At 73.4% G+C, this 23,201-nt stretch carries 18 protein-coding genes; 6 read left to right on the plus strand and 12 right to left on the minus strand.

The genetic code is table 11. The features are described from left to right. Positions 1-332: 332 nt before the first annotated feature. From ACIQNG_RS27780 to ACIQNG_RS27790, 3 genes are all read right to left on the minus strand, one after another. Positions 333-1,796 (minus strand): glutamate synthase subunit beta, encoded by a 1,464-nt coding sequence (locus tag ACIQNG_RS27780; RefSeq protein ID WP_401427218.1) that lies wholly within the window; start codon positions 1,794-1,796, stop codon positions 333-335. After that, positions 1,789-6,507 (minus strand): glutamate synthase large subunit, encoded by a 4,719-nt coding sequence (gene gltB, locus ACIQNG_RS27785; protein WP_401488820.1) that lies wholly within the window; start codon positions 6,505-6,507, stop codon positions 1,789-1,791. Before gltB ends, ACIQNG_RS27780 begins: the two co-directional genes overlap by 8 nt. Positions 6,508-6,984: 477 nt before the next feature. Next, positions 6,985-7,716 carry a VIT1/CCC1 transporter family protein gene (locus ACIQNG_RS27790; RefSeq protein WP_401488747.1) on the minus strand — a complete coding sequence of 244 codons (732 nt, stop codon included), beginning with the start codon at positions 7,714-7,716 and terminating at the stop codon, positions 6,985-6,987. Positions 7,717-8,078: 362 nt separating this feature from the next. Between ACIQNG_RS27790 and ACIQNG_RS27795 the strand changes: the two genes are divergently transcribed. Genes ACIQNG_RS27795 through ACIQNG_RS27820 form a run of 6 tightly spaced genes read left to right on the plus strand, consistent with a single transcriptional unit; the run spans position 8,079 to position 15,736 of the window. Next, a complete protein-coding gene (locus ACIQNG_RS27795) occupies positions 8,079-9,281 on the plus strand; it encodes an ADP-ribosylglycohydrolase family protein (RefSeq protein ID WP_401488750.1) in 1,203 nt (400 codons plus the stop codon). Further along, positions 9,278-10,723 carry an ADP-ribosylglycohydrolase family protein gene (locus ACIQNG_RS27800; RefSeq protein ID WP_401488752.1) on the plus strand — a complete coding sequence of 482 codons (1,446 nt, stop codon included), beginning with the start codon at positions 9,278-9,280 and terminating at the stop codon, positions 10,721-10,723. Before ACIQNG_RS27795 ends, ACIQNG_RS27800 begins: the two co-directional genes overlap by 4 nt. Positions 10,724-10,731: 8 nt before the next feature. Continuing rightward, the gene (locus tag ACIQNG_RS27805) at positions 10,732-12,093 is read left to right on the plus strand and encodes an ADP-ribosylglycohydrolase family protein (protein ID WP_401488754.1); all 1,362 of its coding nucleotides are present in this window, start codon (positions 10,732-10,734) and stop codon (positions 12,091-12,093) included. Next, entirely contained in the window at positions 12,081-13,445 is a 1,365-nt protein-coding gene (locus ACIQNG_RS27810) for an ADP-ribosylglycohydrolase family protein (RefSeq protein WP_401427208.1), read from the plus strand. The genes ACIQNG_RS27805 and ACIQNG_RS27810 overlap by 13 nt, the downstream gene beginning before the upstream one ends. 33 nt (positions 13,446-13,478) lie before the next feature. Then, positions 13,479-14,693 (plus strand): CaiB/BaiF CoA transferase family protein, encoded by a 1,215-nt coding sequence (locus tag ACIQNG_RS27815; protein ID WP_401488757.1) that lies wholly within the window; start codon positions 13,479-13,481, stop codon positions 14,691-14,693. Positions 14,694-14,707: 14 nt separating this feature from the next. Continuing rightward, the gene (locus ACIQNG_RS27820; protein ID WP_401488822.1) at positions 14,708-15,736 is read left to right on the plus strand and encodes an aldolase/citrate lyase family protein; all 1,029 of its coding nucleotides are present in this window, start codon (positions 14,708-14,710) and stop codon (positions 15,734-15,736) included. A gap of 100 nt (positions 15,737-15,836) precedes the next feature. Here ACIQNG_RS27820 and lgt read toward each other — a convergent pair whose 3' ends face one another. From lgt to ACIQNG_RS27865, 9 genes are all read right to left on the minus strand, one after another. Next, complete coding sequence (gene lgt, locus ACIQNG_RS27825) at positions 15,837-16,862, minus strand: prolipoprotein diacylglyceryl transferase (protein ID WP_401488759.1); 1,026 nt, start codon at positions 16,860-16,862, stop codon at positions 15,837-15,839. Positions 16,863-16,970: 108 nt separating this feature from the next. Next, positions 16,971-17,744, minus strand: coding sequence for a DsbA family protein (locus tag ACIQNG_RS27830; RefSeq protein ID WP_401488761.1), 774 nt, complete (start codon positions 17,742-17,744; stop codon positions 16,971-16,973). A gap of 129 nt (positions 17,745-17,873) precedes the next feature. Beyond that, the gene (gene trpA / locus ACIQNG_RS27835) at positions 17,874-18,689 is read right to left on the minus strand and encodes a tryptophan synthase subunit alpha (protein WP_401427200.1); all 816 of its coding nucleotides are present in this window, start codon (positions 18,687-18,689) and stop codon (positions 17,874-17,876) included. After that, a complete protein-coding gene (trpB, locus tag ACIQNG_RS27840; protein WP_401427197.1) occupies positions 18,686-19,969 on the minus strand; it encodes a tryptophan synthase subunit beta in 1,284 nt (427 codons plus the stop codon). Before trpB ends, trpA begins: the two co-directional genes overlap by 4 nt. Before the next feature lie 157 nt (positions 19,970-20,126). Continuing rightward, complete coding sequence (gene trpM, locus ACIQNG_RS27845) at positions 20,127-20,453, minus strand: tryptophan biosynthesis modulator TrpM (protein WP_401488765.1); 327 nt, start codon at positions 20,451-20,453, stop codon at positions 20,127-20,129. Between the two features lie 21 nt (positions 20,454-20,474). Beyond that, positions 20,475-21,284 (minus strand): indole-3-glycerol phosphate synthase TrpC, encoded by an 810-nt coding sequence (gene trpC / locus ACIQNG_RS27850; protein WP_401427195.1) that lies wholly within the window; start codon positions 21,282-21,284, stop codon positions 20,475-20,477. A 163-nt stretch (positions 21,285-21,447) separates the two neighbouring features. Beyond that, entirely contained in the window at positions 21,448-21,912 is a 465-nt protein-coding gene (locus tag ACIQNG_RS27855) for a DUF2752 domain-containing protein (RefSeq protein WP_401488768.1), read from the minus strand. Positions 21,913-22,066: 154 nt separating this feature from the next. Beyond that, positions 22,067-22,339, minus strand: coding sequence for an HGxxPAAW family protein (locus ACIQNG_RS27860; RefSeq protein ID WP_401427191.1), 273 nt, complete (start codon positions 22,337-22,339; stop codon positions 22,067-22,069). A gap of 189 nt (positions 22,340-22,528) precedes the next feature. Beyond that, positions 22,529-23,179 carry a TIGR02234 family membrane protein gene (locus ACIQNG_RS27865; RefSeq protein ID WP_401427189.1) on the minus strand — a complete coding sequence of 217 codons (651 nt, stop codon included), beginning with the start codon at positions 23,177-23,179 and terminating at the stop codon, positions 22,529-22,531. Between the last annotated feature and the right edge of the window lie 22 nt (positions 23,180-23,201).

Below are 23,201 nucleotides of genomic sequence, written 5' to 3' on the forward strand. Positions count from 1 at the left end.
TCGGAGAGAAACAAGAGCCAGCACCCACCCGCGTCCCCCTCGGAGAGAGACAAAGAGCCAGCACCCACCCGCGCCCCCTCGGAGAGAGACAAAGAGCCAGCGCCCACCCCTGCCCCGTCGGAGACAAGAGGCGGCGCCTGCCCTGTGTCCGGTCGGGGACGTGAAGGCAGACGCCGTCTGCGGGTGGTCCGGAGGGACCTTCCTGGAGCGGCCCCAGGAAGGTCTTCCGGACGTCCCCGCCCGTACGCCGTTGTACGGGAGGTCCGGTGCCGGTCCGTCGGACCGCCGCCGGGCGGACCGCCGTAGGGAGGTCTCGCCCGTCGGACGGTCCGTCAGACCGTCAGCGCGCGGTCGGTCGGGCGGATCGGGGCGGGCAGATCGCTCGCGCCGGTCAGGAAGCGGTCGACGCCGCGGGCGGCCGAGCGGCCCTCGGCGATCGCCCAGACGATGAGCGACTGGCCGCGTCCGGCGTCACCGGCGACGAAGACGCCCGGCACATTGGTCTGGTACTCGTCGTCGCGGGCGACGTTGCCGCGCGCGTCGAGGTCGAGGCCGAACTGGTCGACCAGCCCGTTCTCCCGGTCGGTGCCGGTGAAGCCCATCGCGAGGGTGACGAGCTGGGCCGGGATCCGCCGTTCGGTGCCCGGCTTGGGGGTGAGCTTCCCGTCGATGAACTCGACCTCGGTGAGGTGGAGCCACTGGACGTTGCCGTCCTCGTCGCCCTCGAAGTGGGTGGTGGAGACGGAGTAGACCCGCTCGCCGCCCTCCTCGTGCGCGCTGGTGACCTTGTAGAGCATCGGGAAGGTCGGCCAGGGCTGGGCGACCGGGTTCCGGTCGTCGCCCGGGCGGGGCATGATCTCCAGCTGGGTCACCGAGGCGGCGCCCTGCCGGTGGGCGGTGCCCACGCAGTCGGCGCCGGTGTCGCCGCCGCCGATGACGACGACGTGCTTGCCCTCGGCGGTGACGGGGGCGGTGACGTAGTCGCCCTCCTGGACCTTGTTGGCCAGCGGCAGATACTCCATGGCCTGGTAGACGCCCTTCAGCTCCCGGCCGGGCACCGGCAGGTCGCGGGCGGTGGTGGCGCCGACGGCGAGCACCACGGCGTCGTAGCGCTTCTTCAGGTCGGTCGCCTTGAGGTCGCGGCCGATCTCGACGCCGGTGCGGAAGCGGGTGCCTTCCGCGCGCATCTGCTCGATACGGCGGTTGATGTGCCGCTTCTCCATCTTGAACTCGGGGATGCCGTACCGCAGCAGGCCGCCGACGCGGTCGGCGCGCTCGTAGACGGCGACGGTGTGGCCCGCCCGGGTGAGCTGCTGCGCGGCGGCGAGCCCGGCGGGGCCGGAGCCGATGACGGCGACCGTCTTGCCGGAGAGGCGCTCGGGGATCTGTGCGGCGACCTCCCCGGTCTCCCACGCCTTGTCGATGATGGAGACTTCGACGTTCTTGATGGTGACGGCCGGCTGGTTGATGCCGAGCACGCACGCCGACTCGCAGGGCGCGGGGCACAGGCGGCCGGTGAACTCCGGGAAGTTGTTCGTGGCGTGGAGGCGCTCGGAGGCGGCGGCCCAGTCCTCGCGGTAGGCGTAGTCGTTCCACTCGGGGATCAGGTTCCCGAGCGGACAGCCGTTGTGGCAGAACGGGATGCCGCAGTCCATGCAGCGGCCGGCCTGCTTGCTGATGATGGGCAGCAGGGAGCCGGGGACGTAGACCTCGTTCCAGTCCCGCAGGCGGACGTCGACCGGGCGGGAGGTGGCGCCCTCGCGGCCGTGGGTGAGGAAGCCCTTCGGGTCAGCCATTGATCGCCGCCTCCATCATCTTCTCGGTGATCTCGGTCTCGGAGAGACCGGCTCGCTCGGCGGCGTCCTTGGCGGCGAGCACTGCCTTGTAGGTACTGGGGATGATCTTGCTGAAGCGGGCGGCGGCGGCCGGCCAGTCGGCGAGCAGCTTCCCGGCGACGGTGGAGCCGGTCTCCTCGGCGTGGCGGCGCACCACGTCGTGCAGCCAGGTCCGGTCGTCGTCGGTGAGGGCCTCGACGGCGCCGAGGTTGCCGGTGTTGACGTTGTCGCGGTCGAGGTCGATGACGAAGGCGGTGCCGCCGGACATGCCGGCCGCGAAGTTGCGGCCGGTCTCGCCGAGGACGACGGCGTAGCCGCCGGTCATGTACTCGCAGCCGTGGTCGCCGACGCCCTCGGAGACGACCAGCGCGCCGGAGTTGCGGACGCAGAAGCGTTCGCCGACCTTGCCGCGCAGGAAGAGTTCACCGCCGGTGGCGCCGTAGGCGAGGGTGTTGCCGGCGATGGTGGAGTACTCGGCGAGGTGGTCGGCGCCGCGGTCGGGGCGGACGATGACCCGGCCGCCGGACAGGCCCTTGCCGACGTAGTCGTTGGCATCGCCCTCCAGGCGCAGGGTGACGCCGCGGGGGGCGAAGGCGCCGAAGGACTGGCCCGCGCTGCCGGTGAAGGTGATGTCGATGGTGTCGTCGGGCAGTCCGGCGCCGCCGAACTTCTTGGTGACCTCGTGGCCGAGCATGGTGCCGACCGTGCGGTTGATGTTGCGGATGGCGACCTGGGCGCGCACCGGCTGGGCGTCGGTGGCGGAGTCGGCGGCGAGCGCGTCGGCGGCCAGCTTGATCAGCTGGTTGTCGAGCGCCTTCTGCAGTCCGTGGTCCTGCTCGACGATCTGGTGGCGTACGGCGCCCTCGGGCAGGTCGGGCACGTGGAGCAGCGGTGCCAGGTCCAGGCCCTGGGCCTTCCAGTGGTCGACGGCGCGGCTGACGTCGAGGACCTCGGCGTGGCCGACGGCCTCCTCGATGGAGCGGAAGCCGAGTTCGGCGAGGAGTTCGCGGACCTCTTCGGCGATGAAGCGGAAGAAGTTGACGACGTACTCGGCCTTGCCGGAGAAGCGTTCGCGCAGCACCGGGTTCTGGGTGGCGATACCGACCGGGCAGGTGTCCAGGTGGCAGACGCGCATCATGACGCAGCCGGAGACGACGAGCGGCGCGGTCGCGAAACCGAACTCCTCGGCGCCGAGGAGGGCGGCGATGACGACGTCCCGGCCGGTCTTGAGCTGGCCGTCGGTCTGGACGACGATCCGGTCCCGCAACCCGTTGAGCAGCAGGGTCTGCTGGGTCTCGGCCAGGCCCAGCTCCCAGGGGCCGCCCGCGTGCTTGAGCGAGGTCAGCGGGGAGGCGCCGGTGCCGCCGTCGTGGCCGGAGATCAGGACGACGTCGGCGTGGGCCTTGGAGACACCGGCGGCGACGGTGCCGACGCCGACCTCGGAGACCAGCTTGACGTGGATGCGGGCCTTCGGGTTGGCGTTCTTCAGGTCGTGGATCAGCTGGGCGAGATCCTCGATGGAGTAGATGTCGTGGTGCGGCGGCGGGGAGATCAGGCCGACGCCGGGTGTGGAGTGCCGGGTCTTGGCCACCCACGGGTAGACCTTGTGGCCGGGCAGTTGGCCGCCCTCGCCGGGCTTGGCGCCCTGGGCCATCTTGATCTGGATGTCGTCGGCGTTGACCAGGTATTCGCTGGTGACGCCGAAGCGGCCGGAGGCGACCTGCTTGATGGAGGAGCGGCGCGCCGGGTCGTAGAGGCGGTCGGGGTCCTCGCCGCCCTCGCCGGTGTTGGACTTGCCGCCGAGCTGGTTCATGGCGATGGCGAGGGTCTCGTGGGCCTCGCGGGAGATGGAGCCGTAGGACATGGCGCCGGTGGAGAACCGCTTGACGATCTCCTCGGCCGGCTCGACCTCGTCGATCGGGATCGCGGGGCGGTCGGAGGTGAGGCCGAAGAGTCCGCGCAGGGTCATCAGCCGCTCGGACTGCTCGTTCACCCGCTCGGTGTACTGCTTGAAGATGTCGTAGCGGGCGGTGCGGGTGGAGTGCTGGAGCCGGAAGACGGTGTCCGGGTCGAACAGGTGCGGCTCGCCCTCGCGGCGCCACTGGTACTCGCCGCCGATGTCCAGCGCGCGGTGCGCGGGGGCGATGCCGGAGGCCGGGTACGCCTTGGCGTGGCGGGCGGCGACCTCCTTGGCGATGACGTCGATGCCGACGCCGCCGATCTTGGTGGCGGTGCCGTTGAAGTACTCCTCCACGAACGCCTGGTCAAGGCCGACGGCCTCGAAGACCTGGGCGCCGCGGTAGGAGGCGACGGTGGAGATGCCCATCTTGGACATCACCTTGAGGACGCCCTTGCCGAGGGCGTGGATGAGGTTGCGGATGGCCTGCTCGGGTTCGGCGCCGGGCAGGAAGGTGCCGGCCCGGACCAGGTCCTCGACGGACTCCATCGCCAGGTACGGGTTGACGGCGGCGGCGCCGTAGCCGATGAGGAGGGCGACGTGGTGGACCTCGCGGACGTCGCCGGCCTCGACCAGCAGGCCCACATGGGTGCGCTGCTTGGTGCGGATGAGGTGGTGGTGGACGGCGGCGGTGAGCAGCAGCGAGGGGATCGGGGCGTGCTCGGCGTCGGAGTGCCGGTCGGACAGGACGATCAGCCGGGCGCCGTTCTCGATGGCGGCGTCGGCTTCGGCGCAGATCTCGTCGAGGCGGGCGGCGAGGGTGTCGCCGCCGCCGTGCACGCGGTAGAGGCCGGAGAGGGTGGCGGCCTTGAAGCCGGGCATGTCGCCGTCGGCGTTGATGTGGATGAGCTTGGCCAGCTCGTCGTTGTCGATCACCGGGAAGGGCAGGGTGACCGTGCGGCAGGAGGCGGCCGTGGTGTCGAGCAGGTTGGCGGAGGGGCCGAGCGGGGAGCGCAGGGAGGTGACCAGTTCCTCGCGGATGGCGTCCAGCGGCGGGTTGGTGACCTGTGCGAAGAGCTGGGTGAAGTAGTCGAAGAGCAGCCGGGGGCGCTCGGAGAGCGCGGCGATCGGCGAGTCCGTGCCCATGGAGCCGATCGGCTCGGTGCCGGTCTTGGCCATCGGGGCGAGGATGACCCGCAGCTCCTCCTCGGTGTAGCCGAAGGTCTGCTGGCGGCGGGTGACGGAGGCGTGGGTGTGGACGATGTGCTCGCGCTCGGGCAGGTCGGCCAGCTCGATCTCGCCGGCCTCCAGCCAGTCGGCGTAGGGGCGTTCGGCGGCGAGGCCGGCCTTGATCTCGTCGTCCTCGATGATGCGGTGCTCGGCGGTGTCCACGAGGAACATCCGGCCGGGCTGGAGCCGCCCCTTGCGGACCACCTTGGCGGGGTCGATGTCCAGGACGCCGACCTCGGAGCCGAGGACGACGAGGCCGTCGTCGGTGACCCAGTAGCGGCCGGGGCGCAGTCCGTTGCGGTCGAGGACCGCGCCGACCTGGGTGCCGTCGGTGAAGGTGACGCAGGCGGGGCCGTCCCACGGCTCCATCAGCGTGGCGTGGAACTGGTAGAAGGCGCGGCGGGCCGGGTCCATGGAGTCGTGGTTCTCCCACGCCTCCGGGATCATCATCAGCACGGAGTGCGGCAGCGACCGGCCGCCGAGGTGGATGAGTTCCAGCACCTCGTCGAAGGAGGCGGAGTCGGAGGCGCTCGGCGTACAGATCGGGAAGACCCGCTCCAGGGCCTGCTGGCCGCTGCCGAAGACGTCGGAGACGAGCTGCGACTCGCGGGCGCGCATCCAGTTGCGGTTGCCCATGACGGTGTTGATCTCGCCGTTGTGGGCGACGAACCGGTAGGGGTGGGCGAGCGGCCACGACGGGAAGGTGTTGGTGGAGAACCGGGAGTGCACGAGCGCGATCGCGGAGGCGAAGCGGCGGTCGGACAGGTCCGGGAAGAAGGGCTCCAGCTGGCCGGTGGTCAGCATGCCCTTGTAGACGACGGTCCGCGCGGACAGCGACGGGAAGTAGACCGCGGCCTCGCGTTCGGCGCGCTTGCGCAGCACGAACGCCTTGCGGTCCAGGTCGATGCCGGTGGCGGGCCCGGTGGTGGCGGCGGCGTCCGAGGCAGGGGCGTCCGGCGCGGAGGCGTCCGGGGCGGTGGCGTCCGGGGCGGTGGCGTCCGGGGCCGTGGTGGTGGCGTCCGGGGCCGTGGCGGTGGGTCCGTCGGCGACGAAGAGCTGACGGAAGACCGGCATGGTGGAGCGGGCGGTCGCGCCGAGGAGCTGGGGGGCGACGGGCACCTCGCGCCAGCCGAGGACGGTCAGTCCCTCGTCGGCCGCGATCGTCTCGATCTGTGAGACGGCGGCGTCGATGGAGTCCTCGGGGAGGAAGGCGATACCGACGGCGTAGGAGCCGGCGGCGGGCAGCTTGAATCCGGCCACCTCGCGGAAGAACGCGTCGGGCACCTGGGAGAGGATTCCGGCGCCGTCCCCGGAGTCGGGCTCGGAGCCGGTGGCGCCACGGTGCTCCAGATTGCGCAGCACGGTGAGTGCCTGCTCGACCAGGGTGTGGCTTGCCTCTCCGGTGAGGGTGGCCACGAAACCGACGCCGCACGCGTCGCGCTCATTACGGGGGTCGTACAGTCCCTGCGCGGCAGGGCGAGCATCCATGAAGGACCAGTTCTGGCCATCCGCGGAGTGCTGGGACGGCTGGTGCGGCGTACGCATCGGCTCTCCCGTCGTCGTCATGTGGCTGAGGGTGCTCACCAGGGCTTTCGCGCGCTGGGGAGGTGCCGAGGGACGACGTTGGCCCTCTGCGAGAGTGCAAAATTTCGTGCAGGTTACATGATGGGACGGTTCTCGGGAACCGGGATAGACCGTTCCAGCATGCGGACACCGCCGGGGCTGCGGCGCCAGGGGGCGCGTCGGCGCCCGAAGGTGCGCACCGCCCGCGGGGTGCGCGACATCGACAGGGGTGAGGACGACATCGGACACCGCACTCGGCGGCGAAGGCGTACGGGGACCGACGCGGACAGATCGGTGTCCCTCGGCCCGGGAGGGGAGGAGCGGGCGTCGTCGCCCACCCCACCGGCACACGGCGGGCTTCTTTGCCCACAGCGCTTACGGCTCATGCCCAATGGTCACTCGCTCGAAACCAGCGAGTAACGGCTGCTCGTGCGCGACGGCGCACATGTTCCGGCCGCGTTACCCTACCGCCGTTCCGATCACGGTGCCCAGGGCGTACGTCACACTCGCCGCGGCACCACCCAGCGCGAGCTGCCGCAGACCGCTGTACCACCAGGTCCGCGCGGTCACCTTGGCCACCACCGCGCCGCAGGCGAACAGCCCCAGCAGGGCGAGGAGCACCGCCGGCCACAGCGCGCCGGCGCCGAGCAGATACGGCAGCACGGGCAGCAGCGCGCCCAGCGCGAACGCGCCGAAGCTGGACACCGCGGCCACCAGCGGCGAGGGCAGGTCACCGGGGTCCACGCCCAGCTCCTCCCTGGCGTGTATCTCCAGCGCCTGCTCGGGGTCCTTCGACAGCTGCCGGGCGACCTCGCTCGCGAGGTGCGGTTCGACGCCGCGGGCCTCGTACAGCGCGGCCAGTTCGGCCTGCTCGTCCTCCGGGTGTCTGCGCAGCTCACGCCGCTCGACGGCCAGCTCCGCCTCGACCAGCTCGCGCTGCGAGGCGACCGAGGTGTACTCGCCCGCGGCCATCGAGAAGGCCCCGGCGGCGAGGCCCGCGAGCCCGGTCAGGACAATGGTCTGCTGACCGGCGGCGCCGCCCGCGACACCGGTCATCAGGGCGAGGTTGGAGACCAGTCCGTCCATGGCGCCGAACACGGCGGGGCGCAGCCAGCCGCCGTTCACGTCGCGGTGGGTGTGGTTGTCGCGGTGCGCCTCGTGCAGCGCGGCCTCGGTCTCGATGACGGCCATGACGGTCCCCTCGTGCGCCGCCCCCGGAGGGCTCTTCCCACTGCTCCGGGAGGGCTTGTTCAGAACGCTCCCGGAGGGCCGATCGGACAGCCCCCGGGCAGGTTTTTAGACAGATTCCACTTCTCGACAGCCATCAGAATACGCACCTCCCGGATCTCTCGCCAGCAAGGAAAGGCTCGGCTAACCTGCGGTTTTACCCTCGGATGCTCATTCGATAACTAGCTCGCTCATATGTCGTACGGGTGATGCTGGGACCGGAGAGGCTGTGTGGCCCCCGGCTACGGGGACAGTTCCGCAAAGGGCCCGGAGCGCCTCCGCGAGGTTCGGCGAAGGCTCGGCGGGCCCGGAGAGGAGAGGCCGCCATGGCTTCGATCGCCCGCGTTCCCTCGGTCCCGGCCCCCGGGGACGCCGCCGGACTCCGTGAGCGGGGGCGAGGAGCACTGCTCGGCCTGGCCGTGGGGGACGCGCTCGGCGCCCCCGCCGAGAACCTGAAGCCCTCGCAGATCCGGGCCCGGTGGGGCCGTATCACCGGCTACGTCGTGGACCACCCGGCCGGCACGGACGACACCGAGTACGCGATCTTCTCGGGTCTGCTGCTGGCCCGACACGGCTCGGCCCTCACCCCCGCCCATGTGGAGGCGGCGTGGCACGAGTGGATCGCGGACCGCGCTGAAGGCCCCTTCCGGGGGGCGGGCTTCAGCGAACGCGGCACGCTGGAGAATCTGCGCCGGGGCCTCGCGGCACCCATCTCCGCGCAGCACCGGCACGCCTGGAGCGACGGGCTCGCGATGCGGGCGGCGCCCTTCGGTGTCTTCGCGGCGGGCCGTCCCGCGGAGGCGGCCCGGCTGGTCGCGATCGACGGCTCGGTCAGCCACGAGGGCGAGGGCATCTACGGCGGCCAGGCGGTCGCGGCCGGGGTGGCCGCGGCGATGAGCGGCGCCTCCACCATCTGCGTGGTCGCCTCCGCCCTCGCCGTCATCCCCGACGACTCCTGGACGGCCCGCTCCCTGCGCCGCGCCGTCACCGTCGCCCACCGCGGCGAACGCGCCGTCCGCTCCGCCGTCGTGATCGGCGGCTACCCCTGGACCGACCTCGCCCCCGAGGCCGTGGCCCTCGCCTTCGGCGCGTACGCGGCGGCGGACGGCGACTTCCGCGAAGCCGTCCTGACCGCGGTCAACATGGGCCGCGACGCCGATACGACGGCGGCGGTGGCGGGCGCGCTGGCCGGTGCCACGCAGGGCGCCCGCGCCATCCCGTCCGCCTGGGCGCAGGCCATCGGGCCGGCCCGGGGCAGTTGCCTGCCGTCGATGGCGGGACAGCATGTGGTGGAGGTCGCGGACCTGCTGACAGCGCCCCCGGGCGGTGCCCTGCCGACGGCGCCCTCGGGGGAGCCGGGGCCGCCGCTGACGCGGGACGGTGAGCGGCCGGATCCGGTCGGCCGGGGCCCGGGGGGCCGGGGCCACCGGCCGGCCGTGCCGCCCGCACCGCCCGCCCCGGCCGCACCGGCCGCCCCGGCCGCCGGACGGTCGATGACCTCGGCCGGCGAGCCGGAGGTGGTGGCATGAGGCCCGGACCGCCCTGGGACGAGGGGACGCCCGGGACGTACACCCCCGGGGGCGGCCGGGGAACCCCCACCGGCGCAGACCCCGCACCGGGCCAACCGGCACCGACGGCAGCAGCGGCACCGGCACCAGCACCAGCCCCCGCAGCGGCACCGACACCCGCACCCGCACCCGCAGCAGCACCGACACCGACACCGACACCGGCATCCGACCGGGAGACCGGCGACTCGGGCGGGACGGGCGGGACGAGCCGCACGGCCGGGACCCGCAACACCCGCACCCGCGACACCCGCAACACCCGCCCCCGTAGCGGACCGTCCCCCACCCCCACCCCCCGCCGGGTCGAAGGACTGCTGCTCGGGCTTGCCGCGGGCGACGCCGCCGGGTGGCCCGCCGCACGGCACCGCGCCGCCCGGATGCCCGAGTGGACCCGGCGTCTCACCCGGGAACTGGACACCTTCGCCGAGCACAACGCCACCACCACCCTCCCCGTCCCCATCGCCCTCAACCAGCCCCCCGAACCCCTGCGCCTCGGCCCCTCCGACGACGCCGAGTGGGCCGTCTTCGCCGCCGAGGCCGTCCTGCGCGCCGGTGACGACACGGCCCTCGGCGACCTCAGCCGGGCCCGCCGTATGCGGGCCGCGATCGACCTGACCTGGAACGCCGTGGCCAGCGAGGTCGCCGCCGCGGCCGACCGCGCGCCCGAGATCGAGTCCGCCGTACTCCCCCTGCGCGCCCGTATCTCCGTCCGCGCCGGCCTCGGCAATCTCGCCGCCGGACTGCGCCCGCCCGCCACCGGCCACGACAACCCGCACTACTTCGACGACGCCGCCTGCGTCCGCGCCTGTGTGCTCGCCGTCGCCCACCCCGGCGACCCCCGACCCGCCGCCGAACTCGCCGAGTTCGACGCCCGCTACACCCAGGACGGCGACGGGGTGCACGGCGCCCGCGCGATGGCCGCCGCCCTCTCCCTCGCCCTCACCGGCAGCGATGTCGACACCTGCGTACGGGCCGCGCTGCGCGAACTCCCCGAGGAGACCGAGATCGGTCGCAACGCCCGGCACGCCCTCGCCCTCTCCCGCACCGCCGACGACGCCTTCGGCCTGGTCCCGCTCCTGGAGCACCAGATCGTGGACCACGTCTACAGCTACGGCATCGCCGCCGCCGAGACCGTCCCCGTCGCCCTCGCCCTGGCCACCGCCGCGCGCGGCCGGATCGCCGCCGCCGTCCCCGCCGCCGCCTGTCTCTCCCGGGTCGCCGACTCCGCGCCCGCGCTGGCCGGCGCGCTCACCGGCGCCCTCGGCGGCGGCGCCGCGATCCCGGCGTCCTGGCGCGACACCTGCCGCACCCTCCCCGGCTGCACCCTCCCCCGCCTCACCGGCACCGACCTGGTGGAACTCGCCGAACTCCTGGAAGCCGTGCAACCACCCCCACCAGGAGGATGATTCAGGGCATGACGCCCAAAGAACCGGAAACCCACAGTCCCACCCGAGCCCACACCCCCACACCCAACTCCCCCGCTCCACAAGGCCCCGCTCCACAAGGCCCCACCCCTCACAGTCCCGTCACGCACAGTCCCACCCCTCACAGTCCCGCCCCGCACAGCCCCGTCCCGCAAGGCCCCGCGCTCGCCGACCGCATCACCGCCGCCCTCGTCGGCGCCGCCGTAGGTGACGCGCTCGGCGGCCCCGTCGAGGGCTACAGCCCCGACCAGATCCTCGAACGCCACGGCGGCCGGGTGCACGGCGTCGTCGGCCCCTGGAACGGCGACGCCTGGCGCACCGCCCGCCCCATCGCCCCGTACCACAAGGGCGACGGACACATCACCGACGACACCTTGATGACCCACGCGCTGGTACGGGTCTACGACCGCGTCCGCGACCACCTCGACGCGTACGCGGTCGCCGACCACCTGGTCCCGGACCTGATGACCAACCCGCGCTGGATCCCCGAGCTGGAGGCCGAGGCCCTCCCCCTCCAGCGGGTCTTCCTCGCCGAGAAATGGCTGGTCGCCCGGATCCACTACGGCCATGTCGACCCACGCGAGGCCGGCACCGGCAACATCGTCAACTGCGGTGCCGCGATGTACATGGCCCCGGTCGGCCTGGTCAACGCCGCGAACCCGCGCGGCGCGTACACCGAGGCGCTGGACATCACCGGCGCGCACCAGTCGTCGTACGGCCGTGAGGCGGCGGGGGTGTTCGCGGCGGCGGTCGCCGCGGCCTGCGCCCCGGGCGCCACCCCGGACTCGGTCGTGGCCGCCTGCCTCTCCCTCGCCAAGGACGGCACGCGCGCGGCGATCGAGGCGGTGTGCGAAGTGGCCGCCCGGCATCAGGACTTCGAGTCGGCGCTCGTCCCGCTGCGCGAGGCGGTCGCCCCGTACGACACCGTCGGCCCCGACTACCGCGCCCCCTCCCTCGGCGCCCGCCGCCCCTCCCGGCTGCACGCGATCGAGGAACTCCCCGTCGCGCTCGGCATGCTGGTGGTGTCCGGCGGCGACCACCGCCGGGCCGTCCTCGGCGCGGTGAACTACGGCCGTGACTGCGACTCCATCGCCACCATGACCGGAGCCCTGTGCGGCGCGCTCGGCTCCCCCGCCCCCGAGGAGTGGGCGAAGACGGTCGCCGAGGCCAGCCGCCTCGACCTGTGGGAACCGGCCCGCACCCTCACCGAGGTGGCCCGGCAGATCTTCCGGCAGGACGTACACCGCCGCCGCGCCCACGAGGAGAGGTTCACGGCCCTGGCGGAAGATCCGTACGAACAGCGGGAGTCGGCAGGGCCGGCGGCGCCGGGAGGCACCGTATGCTCCGGCTGACCTGGGTCCAGCCGGAGGATCTGATCGGCCACGAACTCCGGCAGGCGGCCCAGGACGGCCGCGAACCGTCCCAGATCGCCGAACGCTGGTACGCCGCCGGCGGTCCCCCGGCCCCGTCCCGCGCCGGTGCCTCCGAGCGCCCCGTCTCCCGCTATCTGCGGGTCCTGGCCCGCGACCTCCTGGACGAACTGGCCGAACTGCCCAGCGCCCTGGCCGACGACGAGCCGACCGACCTGCCCGCCATCGCCCGCAGCTGCGGACAGCGACACGACCCGGCCTCCCCCGAAGCGGGAACGGCCCTCGTCCCCCGCCCCCGCCTCCACGCCGCCTGGCTGGGCCGGGCCGTGGGCTGCCTGCTCGGCAAACCCGTCGAGAAACTCCCCCTCACCGGCCTGCGCCAACTCGCCCGGGCCACCGGGAACTGGCCCCTCACCACCTGGTTCACCGCTCGGGGCGTCCCCGAGGACCTCCTCGCCCAGTACCCCTGGAACCGCCGCTCGGCCCCCACCTCCCTCGCCGAGAACATCGACGGCATGCCCGAGGACGACGACCTCAACTACCCCCTGCTCAACGTCCTCCTGCTCCAGCGCCACGGCCGTACGTTCACCACCGCCGACGTGGCCCGCCTCTGGCTGGACGAACTCCCCGCGGGCCGCACCTTCACCGCCGAACGCGTCGCCTACCGCAATCTCCTCACCGGCATCGAACCCCCGGCCACCGCCCGCCACCGCAACCCCTTCCGCGAATGGATCGGCGCCCTGATCCGCGCCGACGTGCACGGCTGGACCAACCCCGGCGACCCCTGGGCCGCCGCCGCGCAGGCCCACCGCGACGCGACCCTCACCCACACCGCGAACGGCGTCTACGCGGCCATGTTCACCGCCGCCGTCATCGCGACCGCCGCCACCGGCACCGGCGACGCGCACACCGCTCTGCGCACCGGCCTGACGGTGATCCCACCCCGCTCCCGCCTCGCCGAGGCCGTCACCCACGCGATCCGGCTGGCCCGCGCCCACAGCGACTTCGACACGGTCGTGGACGCGCTCCACACCCGCCACGCCGCCTACCACTGGGTCCACGCCGTCCCCAACACCGCGCTGATCGCCGCCGCCCTCACCCACGCCGACGGCGACTTCAGCGGCTCCGTGTGCCGGGTGGTCTCCGGCGGCTGGGACACCGACTCCAACGGCGCCACCGCCGGGAGCGTCGCCGCCCTGCTCGCCGGGGACCCCGCCGCCCTCCCCGACCGCTGGACGGCCCCGCTCAAGAACCGCCTGGCCACCTCCGTCGCCTCCTTCGACGGCGTCGGCTTCGACACCCTGGCCGACCTGACCGCCGCCCTCCCCCGCTGACCGCCGCCCTCCCCGCTAGGAGACGCCCCGCTCATGCCCCCCACACCCCCCGCCGCACCCCCCGCCACCCCGCTCGCCGGTGTCCGCGTCCTGGACCTCGCCACCCTCTTCGCCGGCCCCCTCGCCGCCACCCTGCTCGGTGACTTCGGCGCCGAGGTCGTCAAGGTCGAGCACCCCACCCGGCCCGACCCGTCCCGGGGCCACGGCCCGTCGAAGGACGGCATCGGACTGTGGTGGAAGTTCCTCGGCCGCAACAAGCGCACGATCACCCTGGACCTCTCCACCCCGGGCGGCCGACGCACCCTGCTGCGGCTGGCCGCCTCCGCCGATGTGATCGTGGAGAACTTCCGCCCCGGCACCCTGGAGAAATGGGACCTCGGCTGGCCCGAACTCTCCGCCGCCAACCCCCGCCTGGTCCTCGCCCGGGTCACCGGCTTCGGCCAGTTCGGTCCCTACGCCCACCGCCCCGGCTTCGGCACCCTCGCCGAGGCCATGAGCGGCTTCGCCGCGATCACCGGCGAACCCGACGCGCCCCCGACCCTCCCGCCGTTCGGCCTCGCCGACTCCATCGCCGGACTGGCGACGGCGTACGCCGTGCTCACCGCGCTCGCGGCCCGGGACCACACCGGCGAGGGGCAGGTGGTCGACCTGGCCCTGATCGAGCCGATCCTGACCGTCCTCGGCCCCCACCCCACCTGGTACGACCAGCTCGGCCACGTCCAGGAGCGCACCGGCAACCGCTCCGCCAACAACGCCCCGCGCAACACCTACCGCACGGCCGACGGCAGCTGGGTCGCCGTCTCGACCTCCGCCCAGTCGGTCGCCGAGCGGGTGATGCGCCTGGTGGGCCGCCCGGAGCTGATCGCCGAGCCCTGGTTCGCCTCCGGCGCCGAGCGCGCCCAACACGCCGACGTCCTGGACGGCGCCGTCGGCTCCTGGATCGCGGAACGCCCCCGCGACGAGGTACTCGCCGCGTTCGAGAAGGCGGAGGCGGCCGTCGCCCCGATCCAGGACGTACGGGAGGTGATGACCGACCCCCAGTACGCGGCGCTGGACACCGTCACCACCGTGGACGACCCGGACCTCGGCCCCCTGCGCATGCAGAACGTCCTCTTCCGGCTCTCCGCCACCCCCGGCGCGATCCGCTGGGCGGGCCGCCCCCACGGCGCCGACACCGACACCGTCCTCACCGAACTGGGCCTGACCCCGGCCGAACTCGCCGACCTCCGTAAGGAAGGTGCCCTGTGACCCCGCTGACCTGGCTGTACGTCCCCGGCGACCGCCCGGAGCGGGTCACCAAGGCGCTCGGGAGCGGGGCCGACGTGGTGGTGATCGACCTGGAGGACGCGGTCGCCCCCGACCGCAAGGAGTACGCCCGCGCCGCCACCGCCGAACGCCTCGCCGACCCGCAGCCCGTCCCGGTCCACGTCCGCGTCAACGCGCTGGACGGCCCCTGGGCCGCCCTCGACCTGAAGACCCTGGCCACGCTCAGGGGCCTGTCCGCCCTGCGCCTGCCGAAGATCACCTCCCCGGCCGAGATCGTCGAGGTAGCCGAGGCGACGACCACCTCCGTCACCGGTCCCGTGACCGATGCCGTGACCGGCTCGATGTCCGGACCGGTGACCGGCTCCCTGGCCGACTCGGTGTCCGACTCCGCGACCGGCTCCATGACCACCGGCTCGGTGCCCGGCTCCGCGACCCCATCCCCGGCCGCCGGCTCGCTGTCCGGCTCCGTGACCGCCGCCGGGCGCCCGGGCGGCCACCCGGCCCCGCACACCCCCACGGCCGCCGCAGGCAGCCGTACACCGCCCCTGTACGCCCTCCTGGAGTCCGCCCTCGGCATCGAGCACGCCTACGCCATCGCCACCGCCCATCCGGCGCTGCGGGGCATCTCCCTCGGCGAGGCCGACCTCCGGGCCGACCTCGGCGTGTCCGACGACCGGGGCCTGGACTGGCCCCGCTCCCGGGTCGTCCTCGCCGCCCGTGCCGCCCGGCTGCCGCCCCCGCCGCAGTCCGTGCACCCCGACACCCGCGACCTCGCCGGGCTCGCCGCCACCTGCGCCCACGGTCGCGCCCTGGGCTTCCTGGGCCGGGCCGCCCTCCACCCCCGTCAGCTCCCGGTGATCGAACGCGCCTACCTCCCCACCGAGGAGGAGATCGAGCGCGCCCGGACCGTCGTCGACGCGAGCGGCCGGACGCGGGGCGCCCAGTCGCTGCCCGACGGCACCTTCGTGGACGAGGCGGTCCTGAGGTCGGCCCGCCGCACACTGTCCCTGGCCGACCGCGGCTGAGCCCGTCCCCGGCCACGGCCGACCCGCCCCCGGCCACGACACAGGGCGCCCGGATCATCCCGGACGCCCTGTGTCATCACCGTGGAACCGACGGTCTCGGTCAGGTCTTCTGGGAACCCGCCTCGTCCCGTGCCTCCGCGGCCACCGGTTCCTTGCCCGTGCCCGCGGAGCCGTCCCGCGCGGCGTCATCCGCGTCCGAACCCTTGGAGCCTTCCGAACCGTCGGAGCCCTCCGAACCCTGGGAGCCGTCCGAACCGTCGGAGTCGTCCGTACCGTCGGTCACGGCGGCCCCTTCGGGGTCGTCGCCGGAGGCGCCCGGCTCCACGATCTCCTCCCGGCCCGGCCGCTTCTTCGCCGAGACGACGAGGTAGACGACGGCGAGGACGAAGACGAGGAGCGCGGTCCAGTTGTTCAGCCGCAGGCCGAGGATGTGGTGGGCGTCGTCCACCCGCAGGTACTCGATCCAGAAGCGGCCCGCGCAGTACGCGGCGACGTAGAGGGCGAACGCCCGGCCATGGCCCAGCTTGAAGCGGCGGTCCGCCCAGATCACCAGCAGCGCGACCCCGACGCACCACAGCGACTCGTACAGGAACGTCGGCTGGTAGTAGCCCGGCACCCGGCCGTCCGCCGAGGACGTGATGTGCAGGGCCCACGGCAGATCGCTCTCGCGGCCGTACAGCTCCTGGTTGAACCAGTTGCCCCAGCGCCCGATGGCCTGGGCCAGGGCGATCCCGGGGGCGACGGCGTCGGCGTAGGCGGGCAGCGGGATGCCGCGGCGGCGGCAGCCGATCCACGCGCCGAGCGCGCCGAACGCGATCGCGCCCCAGATGCCGAGCCCGCCCTCCCAGATCTTCAGGGCGTCGACCCAGTCACGGCCCTCGCTGAAGTACAGCTCGTAGTCCGTGATCACGTGGTAGAGCCGGCCGCCGATCAAGCCGAACGGGACCGCCCAGACCGCGATGTCGGCGACGGTTCCGGCCCGGCCGCCCCGGGCGACCCAGCGCCGGTTGCCGAGCCAGACGGCCACGAAGACACCGGCGATGATGCAGAGCGCGTAGCCGCGCAGCGGAATGGGGCCGAGATACAGCACTCCGCGCGACGGACTGGGGATGTAGGCAAGTTCCATGGCAATGACGACGCTACCGTGCCGGACCCGTCGCACGGCAGGGAGCCCGGCTACGGGTCAATAACGGGGCGGCGGGCTCGCGGCCCGCACCGGGCCCGCTCCCGGCGGTCAGCTCTTGGCCGCCTCCTCCACCATCTGCTTGAGCTTGGCGGGGGTCATCGACTGGTCCTGGTAGATGTTGGTGCCGTTGAGCAGGACGGTCGGGGTGCCGCCGAAGCCGCCGCCCGCGAACGCCTGGTTGGACTTGTCGACCCAGGTGTCATGGGTGCCGTCCTGCACGCAGGTGCGGAACGCGGGGGTGTCGAGGCCGTCCACCTTGCCGGCCAGGTCGATCAGCTTGGCGTTGTCGGCGAAGGCGTCGTCGGTCTCGGGGGGCTGGTTGTCGTACAGCAGGTCGTGGTACGGGGTGAACTTTCCGGCGTCCTGGGCGCAGGCGGCGGCGTTGGCGGCCTTGCGGGAGCCGCTGCCGCCCATGTTGCCGTCGATGATCGTGGCCAGGTGGTACTCGACCTTGAGGCTGCCCGCGGCGGTCAGCTCGTGGATGGCCTGGCGGTAGTTCGTCTCGAAGGACTTGCAGGCCGGGCAGCGGAAGTCCTCCCAGACGGTGAGCGTCGACTTGGCGCTCCGCTCGCCGACCGGGATGGCCAGGCTGTCCTCGCCCTGGGCGCCCGAGGGGGCCACCACCGGGCCCGCGCTGCCGCCCTTGTCCTTCCCCGCGTTCGCGGCGACGACGCCGATCACCGCCGCCAGGCCGAGGACGCAGACGACACTCGCGCCCACGATCAGCACCCGCCTGCGCTTGTCCGCGGACTTCTGCTTCTCGCGCTCGACCGCCAGCCGCTCACGGGCGGTGCGCTTTCCGTCACGGTTCTTCTCGCTCACACCCCGGAAACGAACCGGGGAGGCGCCGAGCGCCTCCCCAGCCCCAGGTCCACCCGTTCGAGTGACCTGCCCTCTGATGTCCGTTCCGTGTCGCACTCCGTGATCACACGGCCCGCGGCACGACGCGGGCTACGACCGTCCGCGCACGCCCTTCGCCAGCTCTGCGGCCAGCGTGCGCACCGCCTCGATCCCGGCCGCCTCGTCCGGCGCGTCCAGGATCCGCTTGACGAAGGCCGAGCCGACGATCACCCCGTCCGCGAACCCGGCCACCTCGGCGGCCTGGGCGGCGTCGGAGACCCCGAGGCCGACGCAGACGGGCAGCGCGGTGGTGGCGCGGGTGCGCTCCACCAGGTCCTGCGCCTGGGCGCCCACGGACGCGCGGGTCCCGGTGACGCCCATCAGGGAGGCGGCGTAGACGAAGCCGGAGCCCGCCGCCGTGATCTCGGCGAGCCGGGTGTCCTTGCTGCTGGGCGCCACGACGAAGACGGTCGCGAGCGCGTGCTTGGCGGCGTGCTCGCGCCACAGCGCGGACTCCTGGACGGGCAGGTCGGGCAGGATGCAGCCCGCGCCGCCCGCCTCGGCGAGTTCGGCGGTGAACCGCTCGACGCCGTAGCGGTCGATCGGGTTCCAGTAGGTCATGACCAGGATGGGCTTGCCGGTGGCCCGGTGGGCCGCGCGGACGGTCCGCATCACGTCGGCGATCCTGACGCCGCCGCGCAGGGCGATGTCGTCGGCGGTCTGGATGACCGGGCCGTCGAGCACCGGGTCGCTGTGCGGCAGCCCGACCTCCACGACGTCGGCGCCCCCGTCGAGCGCCGCCTTGATCGCCTCGATGCCGCCGTCCACGGTCGGGAACCCGGCCGGGAGGTAGGCGATGAGCGCGGCCCGGTCCTCGGCCCTGGCGGCGGCGAGGGTGTCCGACAGCAGCTGGATGTTCCCGCTCACTTGGCGTCCTCCTCGATCTCGGCGGTGCCGGCCTGGTCGGCGGCCACCTGGGCGTCGGTGTCGTAGAGGCCGAAGTAGCGTGCGGCGGTGTCCATGTCCTTGTCGCCGCGGCCGGACAGGTTGACGAGGATCAGCCCGTCCTCGCCCAGTTCCTTGCCGACCTCCAGGGCCCCGGCGAGCGCGTGGGCGCTCTCGATGGCCGGGATGATGCCCTCGGAACGGGAGAGCAGGCGCAGCGCCTGCATGGCCGCGTCGTCGGTGACCGCGCGGTACTCGCCCCGGCCGCTGTCGCGCAGGTAGGAGTGCTCCGGGCCGACGCCCGGGTAGTCCAGTCCGGCCGAGATCGAGTACGGCTCGGTGATCTGGCCCTCGTCGTCCTGAAGGACGTAGGAGCGTGAGCCGTGCAGGATGCCGGGCTCCCCGGCGGTCAGGGTGGCCGCGTGCTCGCCGCTGTCGACGCCGTGTCCGGCGGGCTCGCAGCCGATGAGGCGGACGTCGGCGTCGGGGATGAAGGCGTGGAACAGGCCGATGGCGTTGGAACCGCCGCCGACGCAGGCGATCGCGGCGTCCGGGAGCCTTCCCGCGCGCTCCAGGATCTGGCGGCGGGCCTCGACGCCGATGACGCGGTGGAAGTCGCGGACCATGGCCGGGAAGGGGTGCGGTCCGGCCACCGTGCCGAAGAGGTAGTGCGTGTGGTCGACGTTGGCGACCCAGTCGCGGAACGCCTCGTTGATGGCGTCCTTGAGGGTGCGGCTGCCGGATTTCACGGCGATGACCTCGGCGCCGAGCATCCGCATCCGGGCGACGTTCAGGGCCTGGCGCAGGGTGTCGATCTCGCCCATGTAGATGGTGCAGTCGAGGCCGAACAGCGCGCAGGCCGTCGCGGTCGCCACTCCGTGCTGGCCGGCGCCGGTCTCGGCGATGACGCGGGTCTTGCCCATCCGCCGGGTGAGCAGGGCCTGGCCGAGCACGTTGTTGATCTTGTGGGAGCCGGTGTGGTTGAGGTCCTCGCGCTTGAGGAAGATCCGGGCGCCGCCCGCGTGCGCGGCGAACCTCGGGACCTCGGTCAGCGCGCTGGGCCGGCCGGTGTAGTCGACCAGCAGACCGTCCAGTTCGCGGGCGAACTCGGGGTCGTTCTTGGCCTTGTCGAACTCGACGGCCACCTCGTCGACGGCCGCGACGAGGGCCTCCGGGATGAACTTTCCGCCGAAGGCGCCGAAGTAGCCCTCGGCGCTCGGGATCTGCCCCTCGGGGTCGGGGATGAAGAAGGTACTGGGCATGCGTGAGCCTCACGGTGCGTGTGCGTACAGGTGTGGACGGAGACACGGATCGCCGTGGGGGCGGGGAGGATGGCGCCGACCGCGTGATGCCGACCGCGTGATGCCGATCGCGGGCCGGACGTGGCCAGGACGTGTCCTGGTCGCGGGCCGGACAGGGTCAGGACGTGTCCTGGTCGCGTCCGGGTCCCGTCGTGGACGCGCTCTGGTCGCGCAGGTCCCCGTGCCCCTGGGAGGGGCGCTGCCATCGGCGGCCGTTGACCTGCCCGGGCTCGTCCCCGATCACATACCGGACCCGGCGTCCGTGGACCCTGCGCGCGGGGGCGCGGCAGCCCCTCGGGCGGCAGCCGCGGGCCAGTCGGGCGTGCCGCCGGTGCGCGGTGCGGGCGGCGGGCACCCGTGCGGCCGGGACCGCGAGGAGCACCGGGGTCGCCGGGAGTGCCGGGATCGCGAGGAGCGCCGGGGTCGTCAGGGTCGTCGGGGACATCGGGGGAACCCTATCGGGTGGTCAGCCGCGGCCGTGCCGCAGTGCGGGGTGCTCGCCCGCGGCCACCAGGTCGGCCACCGCGGACTTGGGGTCGCGGCCGGTGACCAGGGACTCGCCGACCAGGACCGCGTCGGCGCCGGCGTTGGCGTAGGCGATCAGGTCGTGCGGGCCGCGGACGCCGGACTCGGCGATCTTGACCAGTCCGGCCGGGATCTCGGGGGCGACGCGTTCGAAGGTGCCGCGGTCGACCTCCAGCGTCTTGAGGTTGCGCGCGTTGACGCCGATGATCTTGGCGCCCGCGTCCACCGCGCGGTCGACCTCGTCCTCGTCGTGCACCTCCACCAGCGGGGTGAGCCCGATGGACTCGGCGCGCTCGATCAGTGATTCGAGGGCCTGCTGGTCCAGGGCGGCGACGATCAGCAGCACCAGGTCCGCGCCGTACGCCCGCGCCTCCCAGAGCTGGTACGACGTGACGATGAAGTCCTTGCGCAGGACGGGGATGTCCACGCGCGCGCGGACCGCCTCCAGGTCGGCGAGGGAGCCGCCGAAGCGGCGCTGTTCGGTGAGGACGGAGATGACGGCCGCGCCGCCCGCCTCGTAGTCGGCGGCGAGTCCGGCCGGGTCAGCGATCGCGGCCAGCGCGCCCTTGGAGGGGCTGGAGCGCTTGACCTCGCAGATGACCTTGACGCCCTCGCCCCGCAGCGCGGCCACGCCGTCCCGGGCCGCGGGAGCCTTCGCCGCGCGCTCCTTGAGCTCGTCGAGGCTGACGCGCGCCTGCCGCTCCGCGAGGTCGGCACGGACTCCGTCGATGATCTCGTCGAGCACACTCACGCGAGCGGCCCCCTTCCGGAGGGTTCGGCTTACGGTCCCCGGCCGACTGCGGCCGGTATGCCACGGGGGCGGAACCGGTGGTCATTGCGATGGTATCCGCAGGGGGGCTTAGGGCCCGAATCCGGTTGACGGCGGTCCCACTACCTGGACGTTCCCAGAATGATCAAGGATGCAACCAGCCACCGAAGGGCAGGTTCCGGACAACCGTGAAGACCAGCAGCGCGGCGCCCGCCGACCAGAGCCAGGCGGGGTGCGGATCGAGGGTCGCCGGCCGCCCGCGCGCCGCGCGAACCACCCAGACGGCCCATACGACGGCGAACACCGCGTAGCCGGCGACGGCCACCGCGTTCGCCTGGAAGGCCGCCGCCAGGTCGCCGTGCACCACCGCGTGCGCGCTGCGCAGTCCGCCGCAGCCGGGGCAGTAGACGCCGGTGTACCGGAGCAGCGGGCAGGCGGGGTAGTGGCCGGGCTCGTTGGGGTCCACGGCACCCACGTAGGCGAAGGCCGCCACGGCACCGGCCAGCACGCCCACCGGCGCGGCCAGCCGCCGTACCGGCCCGCGCGGAGCGGCACCCCTCGGCTCCTGGGCGGGGCTCACCCGCGTGCTGTCGGCGCTCACATCCCGCATTCTGCCGCGCGGGCCACGCCGCCGCACGAACGGACGCCCGGCGGCGGGGCTGTACGGCGGGTCCGGGGCAGGGGCCGGCGGGTGGTGCGGGACGCGCGGAAGGACGGTCCCTGTGCGGGTACCGTCCTTCGGCGGGCGTTCGAGAAGCGGGGGGTCAGCCCTCCGCGGGGACCGGCTCGCGGGTGACCGCGCGCTGGGTGGTGACCGTGGACTGCGTCATCTTCAGCGGCTGCTGCTTGGGCAGGCCCAGGCCCATCGCGCGCATGATGCCGCCGACCACGCCGCCCGCGACGATGATGCCCATGCCGCCCCAGAAGCCGAGCGGGTTGTCCGCGACCATGAAGACGCCCGCCACACAGAAACCGATGAACGCGATGCTGACACCGGTCCAGGCGGCCGGGGTGTGACCGTGGCTGTTGCCCGCCATTGCTTGCTCCTCATTGCTGTGTGCGTGCGTGGATGAGCCGGACGCTCTGGCTCCATTGTCCCGTACGGACCCGCGTGCCGTGAGCGGGGGTCCGACCCGGTCGTGTCCGGTTCACCACATCGGGACCTGCGGCCCGGGTCGGAGGTCCCGACCCCAGGGCCGCCGGTACGGTCGTAGGTCCTCGACGGGTTACCGGCCGGGATCCTTCGTCGGGTCCTCGCCGCGGTCCAGGGCCTTCCAGAGGTCCTCGGGGCGGTCGGGGTCGACGGTCGGTGCCCGGCGCGGGCCGCGGGGCACCGTGCCGCGCTCGTAGCGGCCGGACATCGCGGGCCAGAACCGGCCGTAGCGCAGGGCGAGCAGCCCGGCCAGCAGGATCAGGGCCCCGCCGACCGCGGCGACGTAGGGCCACGCGGTGTGGCTGAGGGTGCCGACGGTGGCGGCGGTGTCGCCGGACGCCTGCGCGGCCTTCTCGTCCAGCGCGCTGGAGTCGGAGGCACCGAACAGCGCGGCGGCGACGGTACCGGCCCCGGACAGGGCGAGCAGCGCGGCGACCGCGTAGCGGCCGGCCCGGCGGACGGCGAAGACGGCGACCATGGCGGCGAGTCCGACTATGGCCAGTGCGGCGGGCACACCGGTGACATCGCTGCCGGTGGCGGTGAGCGGGAAGTCGCCGCCGGCCACGGACGCGGTGCCCGCCGACCACTCCTGCCGGGTGGCCAGCAGTGCCACGGCCGCGCCGATCGCGCCGAACAGCAGGGCGAGGGCGAGGCTGAGCCGAGTGGCCCGGACGGGGCCGACGGCCGCGGAACGGGGGGAAGGAAGAGCAGTCACGTACTCCACTATCGCCCCCTTCCCCCACCTG

Source organism: Streptomyces sp. NPDC091377, from assembly GCF_044757045.1.
In the GTDB taxonomy this organism is placed as follows: domain Bacteria; phylum Actinomycetota; class Actinomycetes; order Streptomycetales; family Streptomycetaceae; genus Streptomyces.